The organism is Leclercia barmai, assembly GCF_049312895.1.
Taxonomy (GTDB): Bacteria; Pseudomonadota; Gammaproteobacteria; order Enterobacterales; family Enterobacteriaceae; genus Enterobacter; species Enterobacter barmai.
On record NZ_JBMNWZ010000001.1, the window covers coordinates 1,288,646 to 1,306,274 of the forward strand.

Genomic DNA, 17,629 nt, shown 5'->3' on the forward strand with positions numbered 1-17,629 from the left:
ATTTCAATATCAGGCGGCCTGCCCGGGTAAGGATCGTAGGCGGCGCATGCCGGTCATCGCCGTGGCCACGTAGCTTGCCTTCCGGTTCACCACCTCCACCCAGACCTTTACACCTTCCACCCGCACCGTGTACGTCTCCCGCATCTTGCTGCGCCCGTAATCGCCGTAGCGTTCTGCGTGGGCCGCCAGCGCGATCTCGCATGCTTTACGCGCCAGCGGTGACTGTGTGCTGCGGTTAATCAGTTTCATGGTCACCGCCTTCTGGGTTAGATGGTTGACGGAAAACCGCTCGGGACGGCGACCAGTCGCAATATGCATCGGTTTCGGTATGCCCGAAAATTGCCTTACAGCGGCGGATATGCGCGCAGTCGCCGCAGGTCTTACCCTTCGGGAGTTGCATTTTGTCGGGGTCTGCCGGGTTGTAATTCAGCTCAGTCATTCCAGGCCTCCAGTTCGTTCTGGATCTCTTCATCGATTTCGTCATTGGTGGCGGTCTTATCGAGACAGCGCCGCGCTTCTTTTTGGTAGGCTTCACGGCGTTCGTCGTACCAGGCGGAAAACTCTGGCGACCAGCCGTACGTGTACCCGCTAAAAGCAACCCTGGCGTTGTCTTCTGCCATCCGCTCAACCATGCAGTCAGCAGTTGTCAGGGCGCACTCGCGGATATAGCCGCGCAGGTCGCGCTTGTGCCACCACGGACTCACCTTCGAATCGCAAAGGCCCTTGAACTCAACTTCCCAACGGCGGATACAGCGTGCGTTTAATGATTTGCTCATCTCGTTACCGGGAGGGCGGACCCTCCCGCCTCCCTTAGGCCACGTATTCCGGTTTCATATCTGCCAGGGTGATGCTGAACTTATCGTGCAACTCGTCGCCCAGATGACGTTTTGCCGCAGCCAGCACGCGCTCGACTTCCTCGAAGCGCTCGGCACCATCTGGCTCGCCGGGCTGCGGCAGGGAGTTAACTGCCGCCTCAACCTTGTTGCGAGCATCCACCAGGTAGTAACGCTTCACGGCTTTGTTTTTCAGCTCAGTGAACAAGGTGGAGCCGAGGGTGTTCTTGGCGCTTTCGATATCGGCGCGTACTGCTTTGGCGTTGTCCACATCCTGAGCCGCTTCAATGCGATCCCGGAATTCATCGGCCATAGCATCAATGTTTGCCGCAGATTCCTGCGCGCTGTGAGTGGTTGTTACGCTGTCACCTTTGATGTCAGCCAGGCTCACGCGCTGGGCTGGCGCCGGGTTGATCTCCTTCTCGGTGCGTTGTTCGACTTCATCCGGGGTGTACACGCCCAGAACGACCGCAGGGCAGTACAGGCGCGCCCAGTATTTAAGGGCCAGATACGCGATCTGCTGTTTAGGGTTCGAAATCCACAGTGGAGAGTTACGTGTAATCACGCTGGACAGGAATACCGGTTCGCCCCAGGTGATCTCACTTTCGCCGCGAATGACGGCACCCACACGAACCGACAGGCCTTGCTCGTCGGCGCTGGTCCAGCCGCGTACCATTTCTTTCTTGTCGTACGTCCCGCCGCCTTTCGCTGGCTTTTTCACGATCTCTTCGCGGCTGCTGGCGCATTTCGACCAGTCGCCCTCGTATTCATAGTGGAAGCGGCCCACAATGGCGTTAGAGCTGGAGATCACCGCGTTTACCAGTTGCGCCTCGTAGCCCAGCACGCCGTTGACCAGGTGCGTTTTCTGCGCCACCGCGTACGGGTTCATGCCCCACTGCATTGCCTGCATGATGATGGCCATACAGTCGGCTGGGTTGCCGCGAAGGTGTTCAGGAACCGTTACGGCGGCCTGTGCCATCAAACCGGCAACGGCCTGCAGCTGGGTTAACGCCTGCACATTGAAGATGGCATTGCTGGCAGAGATAGTGTTTGGAGCCTGCTGCTCCGCATTTACGATATTCATGTTTTCCATCGTCATTCCCCTTATGCCTGAGTACGCAGCGCTTCAAGGCGGCGCAGGTCGAAGTCGTTCAGTTCGTCGGTGTAGTCTTCGGTGATCGGCGCTGACCACTCGCCAGTGTCGATCGCGTTTGCGATGCGGTTCATGGTCTGGCGGTACTCCAGCATGCCCAGCTCAATTAGCTCTTCGCTGGCCTCAACGATGGCGATCCAGTGGTAGCCCTCGTCTTTGTTGACGAAAATCCAGAAGAACTGGTCCAGTGCAGCGGCCTGCATGTACATGGCCGCGCTGAGGTGATAATCGCGGTCGATGATTTCCCGGTGCAGGCGAGCGCGCAGGCCGGACTGCTTCACGTTCCACATGCTGATGGTTTTCAGGTCGGCACCCACACGCACCGCCTCGATGTCGATTTCCAGATCCGGGCGTACGCGGATTTCCAGCCCGGTCTCTTCGTCGATACCGAAATAGCTCGTCTCAACAGCGCGATCAGGGTGCAGCAGCAGTTTCCCGGCGGTCGGATGCTCATGCAGGGCTTTCTGAATGGCCAGCGCCGTTTCCATCTGCTGGTGGGTCACCAGAATCTTGTCGCCCGGGTTCTCGCGCCACGCGTCCAGCAGTTCGTCAGCAAACACGGCATCCGGCTTAACCGACTTCACCGCCTGAATCATCTCCGCTTTGGTGCCGGACACTTTTAGCGGTGCCGGTTTCTGCGCTTCCTGCGCCACAAGGTCGGGATTGATAATCGCCAGCTGTTCCAGCAGAGCGTCTCGGCTGCCGCTGGTTTTCACCGGCGCGGGCAGGGTGGCGTTGTACTCTTTGATGCAGGCCTTCATTGCGACAGCGGTCTGCTTCTGGTCTGCCTCGATACGCTGAAACTCAGCTGGCAGCGTCATATAGCTCTGCGCTGTTTCTTCCAGGCTGCCGCCCATCGGCACCTGCGCGGGCAGGGTGGCGTTGTACTCTTCCAGCAGCGCTTTGATATCGTCAGCGCTCAGCAGCGTCGGCAGGCTGGCATTATGTTCGTCGATAAAGGCGCGCAGGGTCGCCGCGGTGGTGAATGCCCCCTCAGGGATCACCGGCTCCACGCTGAACTCTTCATCGAGATTTTCCGGCTGCAGCGCCAGCGCATGCACCAGGTTTCCCATATCCAGCACTTTGGAACCTTCGCGCGGGATGGTCTTGGCGACGTGGCGCGCGTTGAAGTACATCAGGCTGACGCGGGCATCCTTTACCTGGGTGCTGCTGATCCCGTTCGCTGCGTGGTAAACGTTGTTCGGTAGACCTTCATAGCGGCCCGGTTCGAAGTATGCAGGGAACTCCACATCTGGGATTGATTCCTGCGGCTCACTTTCCGGCGCTGCTGGCTCGACTTCCGGCTGCGTGGCGTTCGCCAGCTCCGGTGCCGCGGCGGCCAGAATCACTGCCGGGCTCAGGGCATCTGTTTGCGGATCAGTTGCATCAGCGCTTTCGCCTGGTTGAATCGGGTTACCAGCTTCTCCTTCCGCCGGGTCAGTCTCTTCCATCTGCACATCGCTGGTGGTCTCCTCTGTAACCGGTGAACGGTCATATTTTTCTGGTTGGGTTTCGTTCATCGGGACTTCGATGGAGAACATGCCGCCGCCGTGCTTAACAATCTGCGGCTGCTTGGCGGCAGTGCTCGCCCACTTCGGAAGGGTCTGCGTTTCAACTTCATCCTCCTCAGCGAGTTTCTGCTCGCCAGCTTCTGCCCATTTCGGCAATGCATGCTGTTGTTCGTCGGTCAGGTTTTCTTTAATCCACTTCGGATCGGCTGGGTCGCTGATGCCTTCCACAAATTCGCCGCGGTCGGCCGCCAACTGGTGGTTAACCTCTTCGCTGGTTCCTTCTTCCACTTTGGGCTGACGACCAGCACGAGGATCTTCATCCCACTCCGGATAGCCTTTTGAGCGCTCGCCATTTTCATAGATGCCGTTCGCGGTGAACCATTCACAAACCTGCTTACGCAGTTCGACGGTCGTCACATCTCCACTCCAGGGAAGTGCGCGAGCAATACCAAAAATACTGTCAGCGTTGTAATCGGTAATGTCAGAGGTTTTGCCGAGCACCTTAAGCGCTCTGGCGTGGGCCTCATCTTTCTTGTCCGCCAGTTCTTTGGCGGCCATCAGCTGCGCACGATTGATTTTCCCGGGTACGGCATCCGGGTACAGCAGGGCGACCGCAATCTCGATGCTCAGGTTCGCCATGTTCTGCGGCACTGCGCGCTTGTACGGTTCAGAAGGTTGTGGCTCTTCTGATTTCTGGTCTTTTGGAATACCGACACCATCAATGCGGTTGCCAGCAGCCCAATCAGTGGTCAGGATCCCGCGGTCAATATAAGGGGTAGTTACGAAGGCTTTAGTGAACTGCAGCAGCAGGCCCAGCTCGTGGCGCTTGTCCATGCTAAACACTTTGCGAATGGCATTCGTATAGCGCCACAGGTCTTTGGTGTCGAAAGCCTTAACTTCTGCAAAGTTTTCAGCGGCGAGCAGCAGATCCTGGACATAACCATTGTCGGTATCCATTTCCAGCGCGTGTAATTCCGCATTCTCGCTGCGGGTGATGTGGTGGCGCAGTTCGTCCACCGTCAGTTGGGCCAGCAGCTGTTTGCGGAATGGCATTTTGCAGACCGGATATCGCGTTGACCCATCGTCGTTTTTACTTACACGCAGGTCATTTTCATACCAATGACTCGGCTCATCTTTAGCGGGAAGCTTGCCGCTCTTCCAGTCTTCAACCAGCTGGTTGCGATCATCGGCGTTAATCCAGTCCGACATGAAGGCGGCCAGCAGCGCGGGTTCGTGTTCTTTGTCCTGCGGGAAAACGTCTTTGATGGCCTGCACCAGTTTCCACTCGGCATGCAGGCTGAGATCGCCAATATCAGCAACGTCATTTTTCGCCTGCAGCAGGTTCTGGAAGTAAACATGGCCCTCATCGGTCGCCAGTTCGTTGGCAACGATTTGCTGCTCCTGGCTAATCTCCGAAAGGTATTTGTCACCCAGCAGATGGACGGCAAAGCGGACAGCCGGGGTGCGATTCTCAAGCAGGGAAGTTTTGCCGGTGTCTGCGGTATCAGCGGAGGTTACCGGCGCGGCAGGCTGTTCCGCATCGCTGGTGGTCGTCGGGGTAGGGGTGGCTTCGCCCTGAGACGCGGCGCCGGGGATCACGTTCCAGGTGCGCTGGTCGTCGGCCAGGGTGTAGCGCTTACAGAACTCTAAGCAAACGACACCTTCTTCAGGCAGGTCGTCTACTACCGGCATGTCGGTGCGGACAGGCTTGGCGTAGTCTTTACCGCGGCCTGTTTCGATGCCTGCATCTTCCAGCGCGACATCCAGCATCAGCGCGGCGCGTGATTTAGTCGCGGCGGTGAACCAGATATAAGCGTCAGGCTTTCCTGATTTTTGCGTTGCTGGAATTAAGTGAGAATATTCCATGTCAGATCCTCATTTTGGATGTAATATCCCAAGCGGCTATTCAAACCGCCTGAGGTTGTTTAGCTAAAGTCCGGTTCGCTTTGGTCGGTGGTACCGGACGGGGAGGCCCACCTTGTGTGGGCTTTCGCTTAATGGATGGTTTTAAAAATACGGCCCGCAAATTCCTGCTTATAGTTGCGGTAATCGCCGAACCCGGCTTTATCACCGGTGGTGATGTTGGCTGAAAGAAGGGAAAGCTCAGTTACGGCGCAGTGCGGGCAGTCGAATTCGCCGAGGATGTAACCGCCATCAAGGACGACAGTGGTTGCGCCGTTTGAGGTGGAATGGATAACGCCAGAGAATTTTTCATCGCAGTTGAACAGCGCGATCTCTTTGTTAATTGCCTTGATTTTTAAATTAACGGTAATAACTTTCATAATTTCCGGTTTCCTGAATTTAGGTTGTAAGAATCCCTGCCCAAATAACGGGCGTTTCGTTTGGTGCGATATTTCAGATAATTTAATTAGGCTTCGTGGGCCATCTGGTCGTGCGAGGCGCAACGCTCAGAGCAGTACTCTTTTTCTTTCCGCGCCAGCCGATTACCCTGGAGGAATATCAGCTCGCTTTTTACCGGCTCGCCTTCAACTGGCTTGCCGCAATAACCGCATTCGATCTGCATAATCACTCCTCAGAACTTAACGGTGGTTTCCGCTGGTACTTCTTCGCTGCGGACGATCTGTTCTACCGGGTAGCAATTCCCAGAAACCTTCTGGTCAATGGCGGCCTGCTCGCATTGCTGCTGACTGTCATAGACATCGAGAACCACATCCTGGAATTCACCATTTGTCATGCCGATGGTCAGGACGAGTGCGAATAAAGCCCCCATCAATGCATCCCCGTTCCGGCGGGAACCAGATGCGGCTCCAGACTGCGGGAGGCGTACGGGCGGCGAATGTGACGCAGGTTGCCCTGCGGTTCATGCCAGTACGTGCCTTCGATGTAGTTAAAAGAGACCAGCCATGCTGCTCCGGTACGCTGGTTGCGCATAGGAACGGCACAACCGCTGTTGGGTACTGCTGGGTTAGCTTTCATCTCAATCCCCTTTTGTTTGCCCTTGTCGCCAGGCTGGCGGAACGTTTCTTGAACCTGACAACGGTGCGCTTGTTGTCGATGTAGAAACATTACAAGTATATCTAGAAGGTGTAAAGGTGATTTATAGAAAAACTTTAAATTGAGGGCGTGAGAAGTGACGCATGTGTGATTGCGTTAAAGAATTTTTAGTTCGAAATGTTTTTGATGATGTCCGCTACATCGCCTTTCAGAAGGTCGAGTTCTCTTAAAACCCCCTTCGCATGAACGATAAGACGATTCTTTTCTGCCTCAGGCATTTGGTTGAATAAAGCCAGTAGCGCCTGCTCTTTGTCATCAAGTGGAGTGGAGCGAGCTAACTCTTGCAGCTCTGCTTCAGTTGGCTCCTCTTCAGGAGGAAGAAAGAACCAGTGGCCGGGTTTGCCTGTAGCAGCTGAGAGGCGCTTAAGGCGCTCACCTCTGGCCGTTGTGTCACCTCTTGACCATTGATGAGTTGCCTGAGGGCTAACCATGACTCTGCGGGCCAGCTCTGAAAGGTTCCAGCCAGTCTGTGTAAGCACTTGGTTAATGCGGAAGGCAAAGTTCTTATTTTCTTCTTTCATGCATTCCATTTTACAAACCTACCTTGAAAACATCACTTCAAGACTTGTTCAAGAAAAACTAGAAATACTTGAAGGTTGTATGTATAGTTTTCCTTGAAACGAAAAGGAGACCATATGACCCCCGAATTAAAGCGCCTGATCTGCACGCAAATGAGCCAAACAGATATTGCTATTGCGCTTGGTACTACGCCACAAACCGTAAGCCTTTGGCTGAGCGGCCAGGTGCCGGCCAATCGCGTAATTCCGCTTTGCAAGGTTCTTGGGTGGAGCATAACGCCACATCAAACGCGTGAAGACATCTACCCAAACCCAACCGACGGTTTACCTCAGCAGGAGCCATAGCCATGCAAACACTTTCTTTTCAACAGAATAACAGAGCGCCAACAGAGCGCATGAAATTCCAATGTCACCAGGTCGAGCTGGACACTCCGAAAATTGATCACCGCGCCATCTGTTCTGCCGTTCGCGCCTGGGCAGCAGCAGAGGGCCGCGTGGCGGTCGCTCTTGCTATCAAGGAAGCGGTAGAAGAGGCGGGCCTGTCGGATATCGACACATCCGTGAATGCCGATGTGTGGAATGTGAAATTGTTCCGTTGGCTGGACCAGCCAGAAAAATCGGCAGTTTATCGAGCGAACGTCGAGCAGCTGGCGCCGGTAATTATCGCGATTCTGCCTCTTGCCTACCGGGATCGGGTTGTTAAGCACGATAACTTCGCGCTTCGCATCGCCAAGTCAGTGAAAGAGGATGCCGAGGCCATCCAAGCTGTCGTTCTCAAAGCGCCCAAACAGGAACGCTGGAAAGAGATCAGCGAAAGCATCGTTGCTAAGTACCTGTTGGATGGACCGGATTCAGTCGCGCCAATTATGGCGATGGTTACAACAATGCTGAGTGGGGCGCTATGAAGGGTTCAAAAAAGGCGAAAGCCGCGGTGCTCGAACACCAACGGCTTTCTGGTGCAAATTCGGGACGTAAATGCGAGATCATTATGGCAAATGCATGTACAAAACACCAGGCGAAAGGGGCATAGCTATGTCGAATGTCGCTTACGCCGATTTCGCGGCACGCAGTGCCGTCAGGAGCAACCGGATGGAGAACCAGAAGACCGGATTCATCCCGTTGTACCGGAGTGTATTGAAGAAGCCCTGGGCGAAAGATGTGTTCCTGCGCACGCTGTGGGAAAACCTTCTATTGGGCGCTGCCCGTCAGCCTTACACGGCAAACTTTAAAGGCCGTCAGTGGCCGTTGCAAACCGGACAACTGGTGACCACATCAGCCGATCTCGGGCTGAAATTATGTGACCGGGCGGGGGAGCCAACAAGCCGTCACGCAGTGGAGAGAATGCTGGCTCTTTTCGTCAAGGAAGGGATGATTTCTACCGCAGGAGAGAAGCGAAAAGGCACTGTGATAACCATCACAAATTACATGCTTTATGCTCAAAAAATGGACAATTTACCCGCGCATTTGGCCGAGCATAACGGCGAGCATTACGCCGCGCATGAGGAACCCAGCAACGGCGGGGCTTCCGGTGATGGTGCCGCGCATTTACCCGCGCATGAAGCCGCGCAATTCGCCGCGCATCATGAACAACAAGGTAATAACAACAATGTAAATATTAAAAGATCCTCGTCCCGGAATTCTGCCGAATCCCGAAACAAAGCGATCGAAAAATTTCTTTCTCGCCATCCTGAAGCCGTGGACGGAATTTACACCCCCTCCGGTAAATCATGGGGAACGGCTGACGACCTGAAAGCAGCCCGTTGGATTTATGCCCAGCTGCTGACGGTCAACCCAAGCCTCAGTGAGCCGAAATGGGTTGAGTGGGCCAATACCATCCGTCTGATGCGCCAGCAGGAAAACCGCACTCACTACGAAATTTGCGAGCTACTCAAGTGGGCCAGCAAGGATAGCTTCTGGAAGACCAACATCCTGAGCCCATCCAGCCTGCGAAAACAGTGGGACCAGCTAAGCACTAAACGCCTGAACAACCCATCCGGTGCCCGGCCTGCAGCCCAGGGAATCGACTTTAACAACACAGACTGGATCAACGAGGTGTTCGATGGAAAGACTATCTGAGCAGCTGGCGAACTGCGATCGCGAAAGTTTCCGCCGCATCGCCCAAAACATGCCTGAAGCCCCGGCAGAGCGCCCGCAGGTTGAGCAGACGGCTGAAATCTTCAACTCCCTGTTCAGCGCGCTGCGTGCTGCGTTTCCGGCAGCAATGGCTGCTTTCCGTGAGCAGAGCGAGTTCAACGAACTGCGCCGCCAGTGGGTGATGGCATTTCAGGAGAACGGGATCACCACCATGGCACAGGTGGCCGCAGGCATGCGGATTGCCCGCCGCCAGGAGAAGCCATTCCTGCCGTCACCCGGTCAGTTCGTTGCCTGGTGCAAAGAGGGGCGCTGCCTGCTCGGGTTCAGCGTTGATGACGTGATGACTGAGTACTGGAAATGGCGCCGCCTGGTCTTCCGGTTCCCGACTAGCGAGCAGTACCCATGGCCAGCTCCGGTCTTGTATCACATCTGCACTGAGCTGCGTCGGCAAAGTACGGATCGCCAGATGACCGAAAGCGAGATGCGCCAGGCCGCTGGCAAGGTCCTAGCTGGATGGGAAGAGCGCGCTGCAGCAGGTAAGCCGGTACCGCCGATCCGCCGCGCTATCGCCGCCCCGGCCAAGGCCAGCGGCCCTACGCCAGCAGAAATACTGATGGCTGAATACAAAAAACGCAAAGCAGCTGGTCTGGTTTAACAGGAGATCCCCATGCCAAGACCAAAAACGCCTAAGGAACGCTCCCTGTTCATCGCCTGGATTATCGAGCTGGTGAAAACGCATGGCCGCGCCACGACCAACGATATCGCCACCATGTTCGGCCTGCATCGCACCACCGCCGAGAAATACATTCGGGCGGCCATTGAGCAGGGCCATCTTATCCGCCACGGTCGCTGCGGCGTCTTCCGCGACCAGCGGGCAATTATCGACTTTGACCTTAAGCGCTACACACATCGCGGGGAGGCAGCATGATATAACCGCATCAAACGCATTCTCGAGCTGGAAAGCCTGCTGCTGTTGGATTTTGCATAATCTCGCTTTTGCGGGTATTTCGATTAGTTTGGTTGACAAAATCAGGAAAGTGCGAAAATATATGGTTTACAAATTCCAAAAAAAGCGAAACTTGAAATGAGTAACAATCAGCTAGCACCTTGTTGGGAATTTCAGCCTTACCTCGCTGAAAACAATGTTCGCCAACTGTTGGCCGAGATCGCTAACGTGCTCGAGCAACTGTACTATCACAAGCACATATTGGACAGCAACTGGTCTGAGGGTGTAAGAGCTTATGACTGGGTCAGGAATCATCTTATTCAAAGTGAAGGCGAACTTCCAGGCCTTGAAATGGTTTCTAAGGGGCTGGACTATGTGGTTGCGTTAAATAAAGTGCCGCTGCAATTCTCCAAAGATTGCATCAATAACCCTAAGAAGAAACATCGGCTTCTTCGAAATAAAGTGGAGCATGAGCAACTTTCACTGTTCGGTGAAACTGAAGCCGAGCAAGATATTACATGGCGGATCATCGCCGAGCCATTTATATCCGATGAAGAAGATGGCGAGCTGGAATCAACCTTGCCCCGCTGGGAGGTAGCTTTAGTTGGGTTTAACGCATATGGTGCCCAGGTCAGTATGGTTTCACACCAGTCTACGGCTTCAGCACCGCTTATGTCTCTTGATACCAACACCCTTCCGGATGAAGCAGTGATCGGCAAAGCCTCTCTTCGCCGTCGTAAAAAAGACCAAGATTTGGATGTGAGTATTAATGGAACATCAGGTGAATGACTTTGCAGAGTATCGTGGGGATAAGCTCAAATTAGCCAGAATGGCTATTGGTCTTTCTTGCGAAGAGTTAGCGGAGAAAATCGGTAAAACAAAACAATTCGTCAGTAAGATGGAAAAAGGATTCAAACCATCAGAGCAATTGTTAGAACTGATTTCATCTGCACTAATGATTAACTCTGATTTCCTTTTTACCGAACGGAAATATGCTTTAGAAAGTGATGTATGCCATTTTCGGAGTAAAAAATCGAGGACTCAGACACTAACCAATAGTGTTCTGGCTAGAGCAGAGATCCTCAACATTATAATTTCTGCTGTTGAGGGTGAAATTGAGTTCCCTGATGTTTGCATACCAGAGCACCCTGGTGCTGAATTGCTGACGCCAAATGATATTGAACGCGTAGCGGAAGACTGTCGAAGAACATGGAATTTAGGTCTGGGACCGATATCGTCAATGGTTAAGCTTGCGGAAAGTTTGGGGGTTATTGTTGCTCATGTGACAGGGGTGGATGATCGTGTAGATGCTTTTACTGTCCACAACAACAGACCAGTAATCATCCGGAATAACGTAAAAAAGAGCATATGTAGATTTCGTTCAGATTTAGGCCACGAGTTGGGGCACTTGGTTATGCACGAAGGTATAACTACAGGTGATAAACTGACCGAATCACAAGCAGATCGTTTTTCGAGCGCATTACTTGTTCCACGCCTGTCCTTCATTAAAGAGTTTCCCCGGATTAGAGGGAGGCAATATGATTGGAGCGCCTTGGTTGAGTTTAAGCTTAGGTGGAAGATCAGTCTTAAAATGTGTATCTATCGAGCAACCACTTTGGGACTACTAACGCAGGAACAGGCAAGAACAGGTTATATGCACCTGAACTCTAAAGGATATACAAAAGTTGAACCCGGAGATGAGTTTATTCGCTCGGAAGAACCTAGTATGTTAGCCGAGGCGATTGAAATGTTGGATGATGCAACATGGATGAACATTCTCATGAAAACTGGTTTAAGTCAGGAATTGATTAGGGAGTTATTCTCGATCAATCGCACAGTATCCAATCCAAGAAATTTGCTTAAACTTGTTTGACTCTCATTTGTAAATAACCCGCTGCATGCGGGTTTTTTCTGGCAGTTCGCTACGGCGAAGCCATTCCACAGTCGTAAAATGAAGTAGTAGAAAAAGCGAGTAAATCGAGGCTATGCCAATCGAACAATGTTGCCAGGTAATGTATAATCCACGTGTTTGTTAGGGTTTATAGATGATTTTCCGATAGATGGATGAGAAATGATTAATCAAAAAGTTGTAAATATTCTGTTATGGGTCTATTCGGCGTTTGATATAAAACTCCTCACTGTTATTGCCACTGGTTTTACTATTTATTTTGGTTATCAGAAAGTATCAAGAAAAATATGTGTTTCTTATAGTGTCAGCACAAGTAGATTATATGCAATGCATGTTACAAATCTTGTCATTGCTAACAAGAGAGATAACTCAGTTGTAATTTCTTCAATACTTCTCCGCATCGGTAATAAAGGTAGAATTCAATTGGTTAAGTTTGATGAGCCTCTAATTTTGAAGGGGTATGAAGCAAAGTTGGTAGATGTGCCTAAATATAGTGCTATATACGATAAAAATGGCCCTATCAGAATTGATATTTTTGAATCATTGTTCTTCTCGATAACTACAATGTCTGGGGAGGTGATTGAGTGTGATGTGCAAAGCCCAGTAACCATGGCCGCTTTGGAGGAAAAATTATATACCAACACCGTAAAATTTAATGATATTGTTCTTACAGATAGAATGGCATTTGTTTTTTCCTATTTAATTGGAGGCGTTAGCAAGAATGTGGTTATTGACAGAGGCGGCCTAATTGCAGGTAAATCGCCATTTAAGGGAAATATGATTCAGGATTTGTCTAAGGATTTCTTTGAAAGTTTCTTGGTTGCTGAGGGGTATCATAATTACTATGAAAATTATGCCCTGTATAAAATAAATGACAACCTCCATTCGGAGTTGGTATTAAGTAAGGCGATGGTGTCTGCTGCGCTAGAAAAGAAAAATAAATAGTCAAACGTCGGGTCTTTGTTTTTTTGAATGAGGCTTTTTATCGGCGTAAATAGCTGAGTAAAAAATATATATGCAGAGTTTTTAGCGGTTTTATAAAAAAATAAAACCCAGTCATGCTGTTGAAAATCTATGCGCAATATTTTCCCCGGATAGTATAATAAAATATGTTGAAGCAATAATGATTTTGTTTCACCTTTTAAGTATTTATGGCTATGGAAATTAGTGAATCTTCTATTATAAAAGAGAATAAACTATGTTTAGGCGTTTGGTAATGAATAGCATTGACTTAGGAATCTACTCATTATCAGGCATCAGGCATCAGGCATCAGGCATCAGGCATCAGGCATCAGGCATCAGGCATCAGGCATCAGGCATCAGGCATCAGGCATCAGGCATCAGGCATCAGGCATCAGGCTATATGGGAATCCCCATAGCGACATTTAAGGTCTCTTCGGAGACTTTTTTTGTAAATTTACTATTTTTTTCCGGCCAACTTCTAGACGCTGATCTTCTAAACAGAACAATTAGCAAACAGTTCAAGTCAGCACAATAACATCCTAATGAGTGCTGAAATAAGCAATCATTGGCCTGTGGCCCAGGCGTTAGTGATGGGGGCAGATACTAACTAATATCCTAACGATTTTTTCAACTCTACTAGTGTTAAAGAAAAGATCATTTTTTTGTTCCGGTGGCAACAATACTCCCTCAAATCAAACGGATAAATGGTGTTGCATCTATCAATAGTTTTTGTGCATACTTAAGCCAAACGAATAAATACTGTTTATCCATACAGTATTTTGCTGTATGGTTTAGATGCTAAAGAGAAAAATGAATTTTTCTTCCGGCGAACCTATTAGGAAATTTGCGCCATTTGTTATTTTGGCTCTGTGGAGTGGAGTTCTCCCCGCCGGGAGAGGGTATTTGTGGATAGCAAAGTGAGGGGGTTGACGTGGCTGAGGTATGTTCTGATGGAGGTGGGTATTTATACCAGGTGGTGCGGTCCGATGGGAAAGCGGTATGCTCGTTTCATCTCAGGCCCGGCGAACGCGTCCTCCTCTCTGGGCTCGGCTCAGAGGTTGTCCATAAACACCTCCTTGCGGATGAGCGCGTCACATCACGAGAAGTGCTGGCCGAGATTGTGAGAGAGTTATCAGCCCGCAATTGACCTTTTTAGTACCTGAATAGCATAATGATTCTACCGGCCTGAACAACCGGTAACCTGACCACGATGCGCCACGGAGAAAACGTCCATGGCGCAGTTACAACTCATCAAGCAGTCCTCAGGAATTCTGATCCCGGCCACGCCCGAGACCAGCGACTTTCTGCATTCAAAATGCAAGCTCGGCGCCGTGCTGGTGGCCGACTTCAAACAGGTCCGTAATCCGGCCTTTCACCGTCGCTTCTTCGCCCTGCTGAATCTCGGCTTCGAATACTGGGAGCCAACCGGCGGGGCCATCTCATCCAACGAACGCAAGCTGGTGACTGGCTATGCGCGGTTTTTGGCATCGTTTGGCGGAAGCGAGGGCGCATTACTGGATGCCGCTGAGCAGTATCTCGAGCAGGTGGGAAACCGCCGGGTCACCAACGGCATCAGCCTGTGCAAATCCTTCGACGCTTATCGCGCATGGGTGATCATCGAATCAGGGCACTACGACACCATCCAGCTGCCTGACGGCACCCTCCGGAAACATCCCCGCAGCATCGCCTTTGCCAATATGGACGAGACTGAGTTTCAGCAGCTCTACAAAGCCGCGCTCGATGTACTGTGGCGCTGGATATTGTCCAGGTCATTCAGGGACCAGCGCGAGGCTGAAAACGCCGCTGCGCAGCTGATGAGCTTCGGGGGCTGACCAGATGGCTAAATCATGGTTCCACTACACCGAATGCACAACCGAGCAGGCCGATGAACTTCAGCGGCAGTACCAGCGCCGCGGCGTAGCCGTTAAGCGCAGCCTCAATCCTGATTACCTCACCTGGACCGTCAGCGTAGAGCGGCAGGAGGTTACGTACCTCGAGCCCACGCCGCGGACATTCCTCCAAAAGGCGTGGAGGTGAGCATGGCTAAGAAACCCCGCCGTAAGTGCGCAAACCAGAGTTGCCGCGAGTGGTTCCATCCTGCTCGTGACGGCCAGGTGGTCTGCTGCTACGAGTGTGCCACCGCCGTTGCCAAAGCGCAGACCGCGAAAAACCGGGCCGAGGCTCTGCGTGCGGAGAAGAAGCGCCAGCGCGAAGAGGAGAAAGCGCAGCGTGCGCGGCAGGCTGAACGTCGCCAGGCAGTGAAGCCGTTAAGTTATTTCCGCAACCAGGCACAGCAGTCTTTCAACGAGTTCATCCGGTACCGGGATCGGCATCTGCCATGCATCAGTTGTGACCGATACCATGACGGGCAATACCATGCAGGACACTTCCGCACTACCGGCGCTAACCCGGAGCTGCGCTTCGACGAGGACAATTGCCATAAGCAGTGTTCGGCCTGCAATAACCACCTTTCCGGCAACCTGACGGCATACCGCCCGGCGCTGATCGCCAAAATTGGTCAGGCCCGTTTTCACGCCCTAATGGGGCCACACGAATTACCGAAATGGAAGCGTGACGACTACATCCGGATCCGCGAAGAGTATCGCGCAAAACTCAAAGAACTTAAGCAGCAGGTGGCAGCATGAAACCAGAACTGATCGAATCGCTCCGCATGCGCTGGCTGCGCCTCCGCATTTATCGCCGCCCAGGTACGGTGCTGGTGGACTATCGCATTCTTCGTAACTTTATTCGCATTTACCAGTTGGCAGGAGCTGCAGTATGAACCTCGAAAACACCGTGAAATACCACTTCGCCAAGTCCACGATGATCAGCGACTCCCCGCGCGCCACGGCATCAGATTCATTGACCGGAACAGACATCATGGCTGCCATGGGTATGACGCAGGAACGCGCCGCACTGGGTTACAGCGCTTTCCTCGGAAAGATGGGGATCAGCCAGAACGACCGGGAGCGGGCAATCACGCTGTTGGCCGAGTACGCGCTGGCCAAATGCGATAAGGTTGCCGCACTGCGCAAATTGGACGCCACGGTTAAGCCGCTGGTGATGCGCCAGTTGGCCGCGTTCGCCTTCGAGGATTATTCGCGCAGCGCCGCCAGCGTTAAGCAATGCGATTGCTGCGCTGGAGCCGGCTTCATCCTGGCCGACGTTTTCACCAATAAATACCGTAAGCCGGAAGGCAAGATGACCGTGGCCGGCATGGTGAAGGTTCAAGAGACCGTTAAAGTTCTCTGCAAAAAATGCAATGGCGCAGGTGAGGTCAGCGCAGCATGCAGCGACTGCCGGGGGCGCGGTAAAGCGGTAAATCAGGATCTGACTGAGAAGCAGGGCGTGCCAGTGCTGGCCGACTGCAAGCGCTGCGGCGGGAGAGGGTACGAGCGGATCCCTTCGACTGAGGCATATGCGGCTGTTTGCCGCATTACCAACGCGATCAGCCTGGATACCTGGAAGAAATCGGTTAAGCCATTTTACGACCTGCTGATCACGAAATTTGATATCGAAGAAGCCTGGGCAGAAGCGCAGCTCAAACAGATAACGCGATAGTGGTCACGGAAATAGCTTACGTTTCAAGCGTGAGCTATTTACTTTTCCCGAATCTGTGTTAATTTCATCCCAACGATGGGTTACTGCCTTCGTTTCAAGCCCTGCGGTTAACACCGTGGGGCTTTTGCTTTATAGCGATTAAAGAATTTCTAAATCCACCAGGCTCCAGCCCCTTTATAATTTCCTCTCACTCTACAGGAGGGGATATGGAAGAAGGTTTCTACTGGATACAGCACAACGGCAGGGTTCAGGTTGCCTACTACACCAACGACGAGACCAAAGACCTAGAAACGGGCCGGATCATAACTGGTGTCTGGCATCTGACGCAGGGCGATGACATCTGCGATAACGGTGAGGCTGAGATTTTATCAGGGCCGTTAACGCCGCCACATGCCTGAAATTAACACCGATGAGCTTCTATATATGGTATAGGATTATAAGTGGTGAATCCCCCTGTGCGGTGGGGCAATCCAGTTAACTGCTATGTGCAGATATGCTTGCGGCTCGTATAACTGGTAACGAGTCACCGGGAGGCACCCGGCACCTGTATGTAAACATAGTTAGTGCTTTTTGAGCCTGTTCTTCCGAGCAGGCTTTTTTTTATTCCCGCTTCGAAACTGGTGCTATCTTTAAATTGTGAACCAAGCCAGAACCATTGGCCGGACATCCTGACCGGTCAGTGACGCTGCTCGACACAGCTGTTAAACGGATAATGGCAAGGTAACATACCTACCTACTTAGATTGAAACTCAGTTAGGCCTGCTGAAAAGCGGGCCTTTTTTTTATTTCAGGCTCCCGGAAACCCCCATCAAGGTCTGTCGTTAATTCACCCGGCGAGCCTGAGCCCTACCCACACAGCACCCGCATCCTGGCGAGGTGAGAGAAATGTCCCGTATGAGCAAACTTGTCACCGGAGTCGCCCTCGGCACCTCAGGAGGAACCATCCTGAACGGCGTCCTCACAAAACTGAGTCCTGACGAATGGAGCGCCATCGGCGTACTGGCTGGTATTGCCGGGATAATCGTTACCGGCCTTATTAACTGGTATTTCAAACGCAAGGTCGCCAATGCGCAGGTTAAAGCGCTGGAGAAATACGGCCCGGCGGTGAAAGTTGGAGAAGACTGAT

General features: G+C 52.2%; 24 protein-coding genes and 1 pseudogene. 15 read left to right on the plus strand and 10 right to left on the minus strand.

The features are described from left to right. Positions 1–9 precede the first annotated feature (9 nt). From ACOYA6_RS06085 to ACOYA6_RS06130, 10 genes are all read right to left on the minus strand, one after another. Positions 10–249, minus strand: coding sequence for a DUF4060 family protein (locus ACOYA6_RS06085; protein WP_422654243.1), 240 nt, complete (start codon positions 247–249; stop codon positions 10–12). Further along, positions 236–439 (minus strand): hypothetical protein, encoded by a 204-nt coding sequence (locus tag ACOYA6_RS06090; RefSeq protein ID WP_285110937.1) that lies wholly within the window; start codon positions 437–439, stop codon positions 236–238. The genes ACOYA6_RS06085 and ACOYA6_RS06090 overlap by 14 nt, the downstream gene beginning before the upstream one ends. Continuing rightward, the gene (locus tag ACOYA6_RS06095; protein WP_422654244.1) at positions 432–776 is read right to left on the minus strand and encodes a hypothetical protein; all 345 of its coding nucleotides are present in this window, start codon (positions 774–776) and stop codon (positions 432–434) included. Before ACOYA6_RS06095 ends, ACOYA6_RS06090 begins: the two co-directional genes overlap by 8 nt. 34 nt (positions 777–810) lie before the next feature. Next, positions 811–1,926 carry a RecT family recombinase gene (locus ACOYA6_RS06100; RefSeq protein ID WP_422654245.1) on the minus strand — a complete coding sequence of 372 codons (1,116 nt, stop codon included), beginning with the start codon at positions 1,924–1,926 and terminating at the stop codon, positions 811–813. An 11-nt stretch (positions 1,927–1,937) separates the two neighbouring features. Next, complete coding sequence (locus ACOYA6_RS06105) at positions 1,938–5,363, minus strand: RecE family exodeoxyribonuclease (RefSeq protein ID WP_422654246.1); 3,426 nt, start codon at positions 5,361–5,363, stop codon at positions 1,938–1,940. A gap of 128 nt (positions 5,364–5,491) precedes the next feature. Then, complete coding sequence (locus ACOYA6_RS06110; RefSeq protein ID WP_422654247.1) at positions 5,492–5,779, minus strand: DNA breaking-rejoining protein; 288 nt, start codon at positions 5,777–5,779, stop codon at positions 5,492–5,494. Positions 5,780–5,865: 86 nt separating this feature from the next. Then, entirely contained in the window at positions 5,866–6,021 is a 156-nt protein-coding gene (locus tag ACOYA6_RS06115) for a YdaE family protein (RefSeq protein WP_213278958.1), read from the minus strand. A 9-nt stretch (positions 6,022–6,030) separates the two neighbouring features. Further along, positions 6,031–6,228: a DUF1482 family protein gene (locus ACOYA6_RS06120; protein WP_422654248.1), complete on the minus strand. Its 198-nt coding sequence runs from the start codon at positions 6,226–6,228 to the stop codon at positions 6,031–6,033. Further along, positions 6,228–6,434: a hypothetical protein gene (locus ACOYA6_RS06125; protein ID WP_230986986.1), complete on the minus strand. Its 207-nt coding sequence runs from the start codon at positions 6,432–6,434 to the stop codon at positions 6,228–6,230. Before ACOYA6_RS06125 ends, ACOYA6_RS06120 begins: the two co-directional genes overlap by 1 nt. 185 nt (positions 6,435–6,619) lie before the next feature. Then, positions 6,620–7,033: a helix-turn-helix domain-containing protein gene (locus ACOYA6_RS06130; protein ID WP_422654249.1), complete on the minus strand. Its 414-nt coding sequence runs from the start codon at positions 7,031–7,033 to the stop codon at positions 6,620–6,622. 114 nt (positions 7,034–7,147) lie between these two features. Between ACOYA6_RS06130 and ACOYA6_RS06135 the strand changes: the two genes are divergently transcribed. The 15 genes and pseudogenes from ACOYA6_RS06135 to ACOYA6_RS06205 all read left to right on the plus strand — a co-directional run bounded on the left by ACOYA6_RS06135 (position 7,148) and on the right by ACOYA6_RS06205 (position 17,628). Further along, positions 7,148–7,375: a transcriptional regulator gene (locus tag ACOYA6_RS06135; protein ID WP_280713172.1), complete on the plus strand. Its 228-nt coding sequence runs from the start codon at positions 7,148–7,150 to the stop codon at positions 7,373–7,375. Between the two features lie 2 nt (positions 7,376–7,377). Next, positions 7,378–7,935 carry a toxin YdaT family protein gene (locus ACOYA6_RS06140; protein WP_422654250.1) on the plus strand — a complete coding sequence of 186 codons (558 nt, stop codon included), beginning with the start codon at positions 7,378–7,380 and terminating at the stop codon, positions 7,933–7,935. Positions 7,936–8,119: 184 nt separating this feature from the next. Continuing rightward, positions 8,120–9,106 carry a replication protein gene (locus tag ACOYA6_RS06145; RefSeq protein ID WP_422654508.1) on the plus strand — a complete coding sequence of 329 codons (987 nt, stop codon included), beginning with the start codon at positions 8,120–8,122 and terminating at the stop codon, positions 9,104–9,106. Continuing rightward, a complete protein-coding gene (locus ACOYA6_RS06150; RefSeq protein ID WP_422654251.1) occupies positions 9,090–9,779 on the plus strand; it encodes a replication protein P in 690 nt (229 codons plus the stop codon). Before ACOYA6_RS06145 ends, ACOYA6_RS06150 begins: the two co-directional genes overlap by 17 nt. A gap of 12 nt (positions 9,780–9,791) precedes the next feature. After that, positions 9,792–10,031 (plus strand): annotated as a pseudogene (locus tag ACOYA6_RS06155) (DUF977 family protein); the annotation flags it as partial. Between the two features lie 177 nt (positions 10,032–10,208). Then, entirely contained in the window at positions 10,209–10,859 is a 651-nt protein-coding gene (locus tag ACOYA6_RS06160) for a hypothetical protein (protein WP_422654252.1), read from the plus strand. Further along, a complete protein-coding gene (locus ACOYA6_RS06165; RefSeq protein WP_422654253.1) occupies positions 10,840–11,943 on the plus strand; it encodes a helix-turn-helix domain-containing protein in 1,104 nt (367 codons plus the stop codon). The genes ACOYA6_RS06160 and ACOYA6_RS06165 overlap by 20 nt, the downstream gene beginning before the upstream one ends. 198 nt (positions 11,944–12,141) lie before the next feature. After that, complete coding sequence (locus ACOYA6_RS06170; protein ID WP_422654254.1) at positions 12,142–12,924, plus strand: hypothetical protein; 783 nt, start codon at positions 12,142–12,144, stop codon at positions 12,922–12,924. A 1,250-nt stretch (positions 12,925–14,174) separates the two neighbouring features. After that, entirely contained in the window at positions 14,175–14,774 is a 600-nt protein-coding gene (locus tag ACOYA6_RS06175; protein ID WP_422654255.1) for a DUF1367 family protein, read from the plus strand. A gap of 4 nt (positions 14,775–14,778) precedes the next feature. Then, positions 14,779–14,979, plus strand: coding sequence for a hypothetical protein (locus ACOYA6_RS06180; RefSeq protein ID WP_422654256.1), 201 nt, complete (start codon positions 14,779–14,781; stop codon positions 14,977–14,979). 2 nt (positions 14,980–14,981) lie between these two features. Then, positions 14,982–15,587 (plus strand): recombination protein NinG, encoded by a 606-nt coding sequence (locus ACOYA6_RS06185; RefSeq protein ID WP_422654257.1) that lies wholly within the window; start codon positions 14,982–14,984, stop codon positions 15,585–15,587. Then, complete coding sequence (locus tag ACOYA6_RS06190) at positions 15,584–15,724, plus strand: YlcG family protein (protein ID WP_422654258.1); 141 nt, start codon at positions 15,584–15,586, stop codon at positions 15,722–15,724. The genes ACOYA6_RS06185 and ACOYA6_RS06190 overlap by 4 nt, the downstream gene beginning before the upstream one ends. Next, positions 15,721–16,503, plus strand: coding sequence for an antitermination protein Q (locus tag ACOYA6_RS06195; RefSeq protein ID WP_422654259.1), 783 nt, complete (start codon positions 15,721–15,723; stop codon positions 16,501–16,503). Before ACOYA6_RS06190 ends, ACOYA6_RS06195 begins: the two co-directional genes overlap by 4 nt. Before the next feature lie 206 nt (positions 16,504–16,709). Then, entirely contained in the window at positions 16,710–16,901 is a 192-nt protein-coding gene (locus ACOYA6_RS06200) for a hypothetical protein (RefSeq protein ID WP_422654260.1), read from the plus strand. A gap of 496 nt (positions 16,902–17,397) precedes the next feature. Continuing rightward, entirely contained in the window at positions 17,398–17,628 is a 231-nt protein-coding gene (locus ACOYA6_RS06205) for a class II holin family protein (RefSeq protein ID WP_051916132.1), read from the plus strand. Position 17,629 lies beyond the last annotated feature (1 nt).

What these genes read in the sequence shown, in the direction of transcription:
- ACOYA6_RS06160 (WP_422654252.1), top strand. Translation starts at nt 10,209, where the DNA reads ATGAGTAACAATCAGCTAGCACCTTGTTGGGAATTTCAGCCTTACCTC.
- ACOYA6_RS06110 (WP_422654247.1), bottom strand. Translation starts at nt 5,779, where the DNA reads ATGAAAGTTATTACCGTTAATTTAAAAATCAAGGCAATTAACAAAGAG.
- ACOYA6_RS06125 (WP_230986986.1), bottom strand. Translation starts at nt 6,434, where the DNA reads ATGAAAGCTAACCCAGCAGTACCCAACAGCGGTTGTGCCGTTCCTATG.
- ACOYA6_RS06150 (WP_422654251.1), top strand. Translation starts at nt 9,090, where the DNA reads ATGGAAAGACTATCTGAGCAGCTGGCGAACTGCGATCGCGAAAGTTTC.
- ACOYA6_RS06165 (WP_422654253.1), top strand. Translation starts at nt 10,840, where the DNA reads ATGGAACATCAGGTGAATGACTTTGCAGAGTATCGTGGGGATAAGCTC.
- ACOYA6_RS06145 (WP_422654508.1), top strand. Translation starts at nt 8,120, where the DNA reads ATGGAGAACCAGAAGACCGGATTCATCCCGTTGTACCGGAGTGTATTG.
- ACOYA6_RS06120 (WP_422654248.1), bottom strand. Translation starts at nt 6,228, where the DNA reads ATGGGGGCTTTATTCGCACTCGTCCTGACCATCGGCATGACAAATGGT.
- ACOYA6_RS06085 (WP_422654243.1), bottom strand. Translation starts at nt 249, where the DNA reads ATGAAACTGATTAACCGCAGCACACAGTCACCGCTGGCGCGTAAAGCA.
- ACOYA6_RS06095 (WP_422654244.1), bottom strand. Translation starts at nt 776, where the DNA reads ATGAGCAAATCATTAAACGCACGCTGTATCCGCCGTTGGGAAGTTGAG.
- ACOYA6_RS06170 (WP_422654254.1), top strand. Translation starts at nt 12,142, where the DNA reads ATGATTAATCAAAAAGTTGTAAATATTCTGTTATGGGTCTATTCGGCG.
- ACOYA6_RS06090 (WP_285110937.1), bottom strand. Translation starts at nt 439, where the DNA reads ATGACTGAGCTGAATTACAACCCGGCAGACCCCGACAAAATGCAACTC.
- ACOYA6_RS06195 (WP_422654259.1), top strand. Translation starts at nt 15,721, where the DNA reads ATGAACCTCGAAAACACCGTGAAATACCACTTCGCCAAGTCCACGATG.
- ACOYA6_RS06185 (WP_422654257.1), top strand. Translation starts at nt 14,982, where the DNA reads ATGGCTAAGAAACCCCGCCGTAAGTGCGCAAACCAGAGTTGCCGCGAG.
- ACOYA6_RS06200 (WP_422654260.1), top strand. Translation starts at nt 16,710, where the DNA reads ATGGAAGAAGGTTTCTACTGGATACAGCACAACGGCAGGGTTCAGGTT.
- ACOYA6_RS06190 (WP_422654258.1), top strand. Translation starts at nt 15,584, where the DNA reads ATGAAACCAGAACTGATCGAATCGCTCCGCATGCGCTGGCTGCGCCTC.
- ACOYA6_RS06105 (WP_422654246.1), bottom strand. Translation starts at nt 5,363, where the DNA reads ATGGAATATTCTCACTTAATTCCAGCAACGCAAAAATCAGGAAAGCCT.
- ACOYA6_RS06100 (WP_422654245.1), bottom strand. Translation starts at nt 1,926, where the DNA reads ATGGAAAACATGAATATCGTAAATGCGGAGCAGCAGGCTCCAAACACT.
- ACOYA6_RS06135 (WP_280713172.1), top strand. Translation starts at nt 7,148, where the DNA reads ATGACCCCCGAATTAAAGCGCCTGATCTGCACGCAAATGAGCCAAACA.
- ACOYA6_RS06205 (WP_051916132.1), top strand. Translation starts at nt 17,398, where the DNA reads ATGAGCAAACTTGTCACCGGAGTCGCCCTCGGCACCTCAGGAGGAACC.
- ACOYA6_RS06175 (WP_422654255.1), top strand. Translation starts at nt 14,175, where the DNA reads ATGGCGCAGTTACAACTCATCAAGCAGTCCTCAGGAATTCTGATCCCG.
- ACOYA6_RS06180 (WP_422654256.1), top strand. Translation starts at nt 14,779, where the DNA reads ATGGCTAAATCATGGTTCCACTACACCGAATGCACAACCGAGCAGGCC.
- ACOYA6_RS06140 (WP_422654250.1), top strand. Translation starts at nt 7,378, where the DNA reads ATGCAAACACTTTCTTTTCAACAGAATAACAGAGCGCCAACAGAGCGC.
- ACOYA6_RS06115 (WP_213278958.1), bottom strand. Translation starts at nt 6,021, where the DNA reads ATGCAGATCGAATGCGGTTATTGCGGCAAGCCAGTTGAAGGCGAGCCG.
- ACOYA6_RS06130 (WP_422654249.1), bottom strand. Translation starts at nt 7,033, where the DNA reads ATGAAAGAAGAAAATAAGAACTTTGCCTTCCGCATTAACCAAGTGCTT.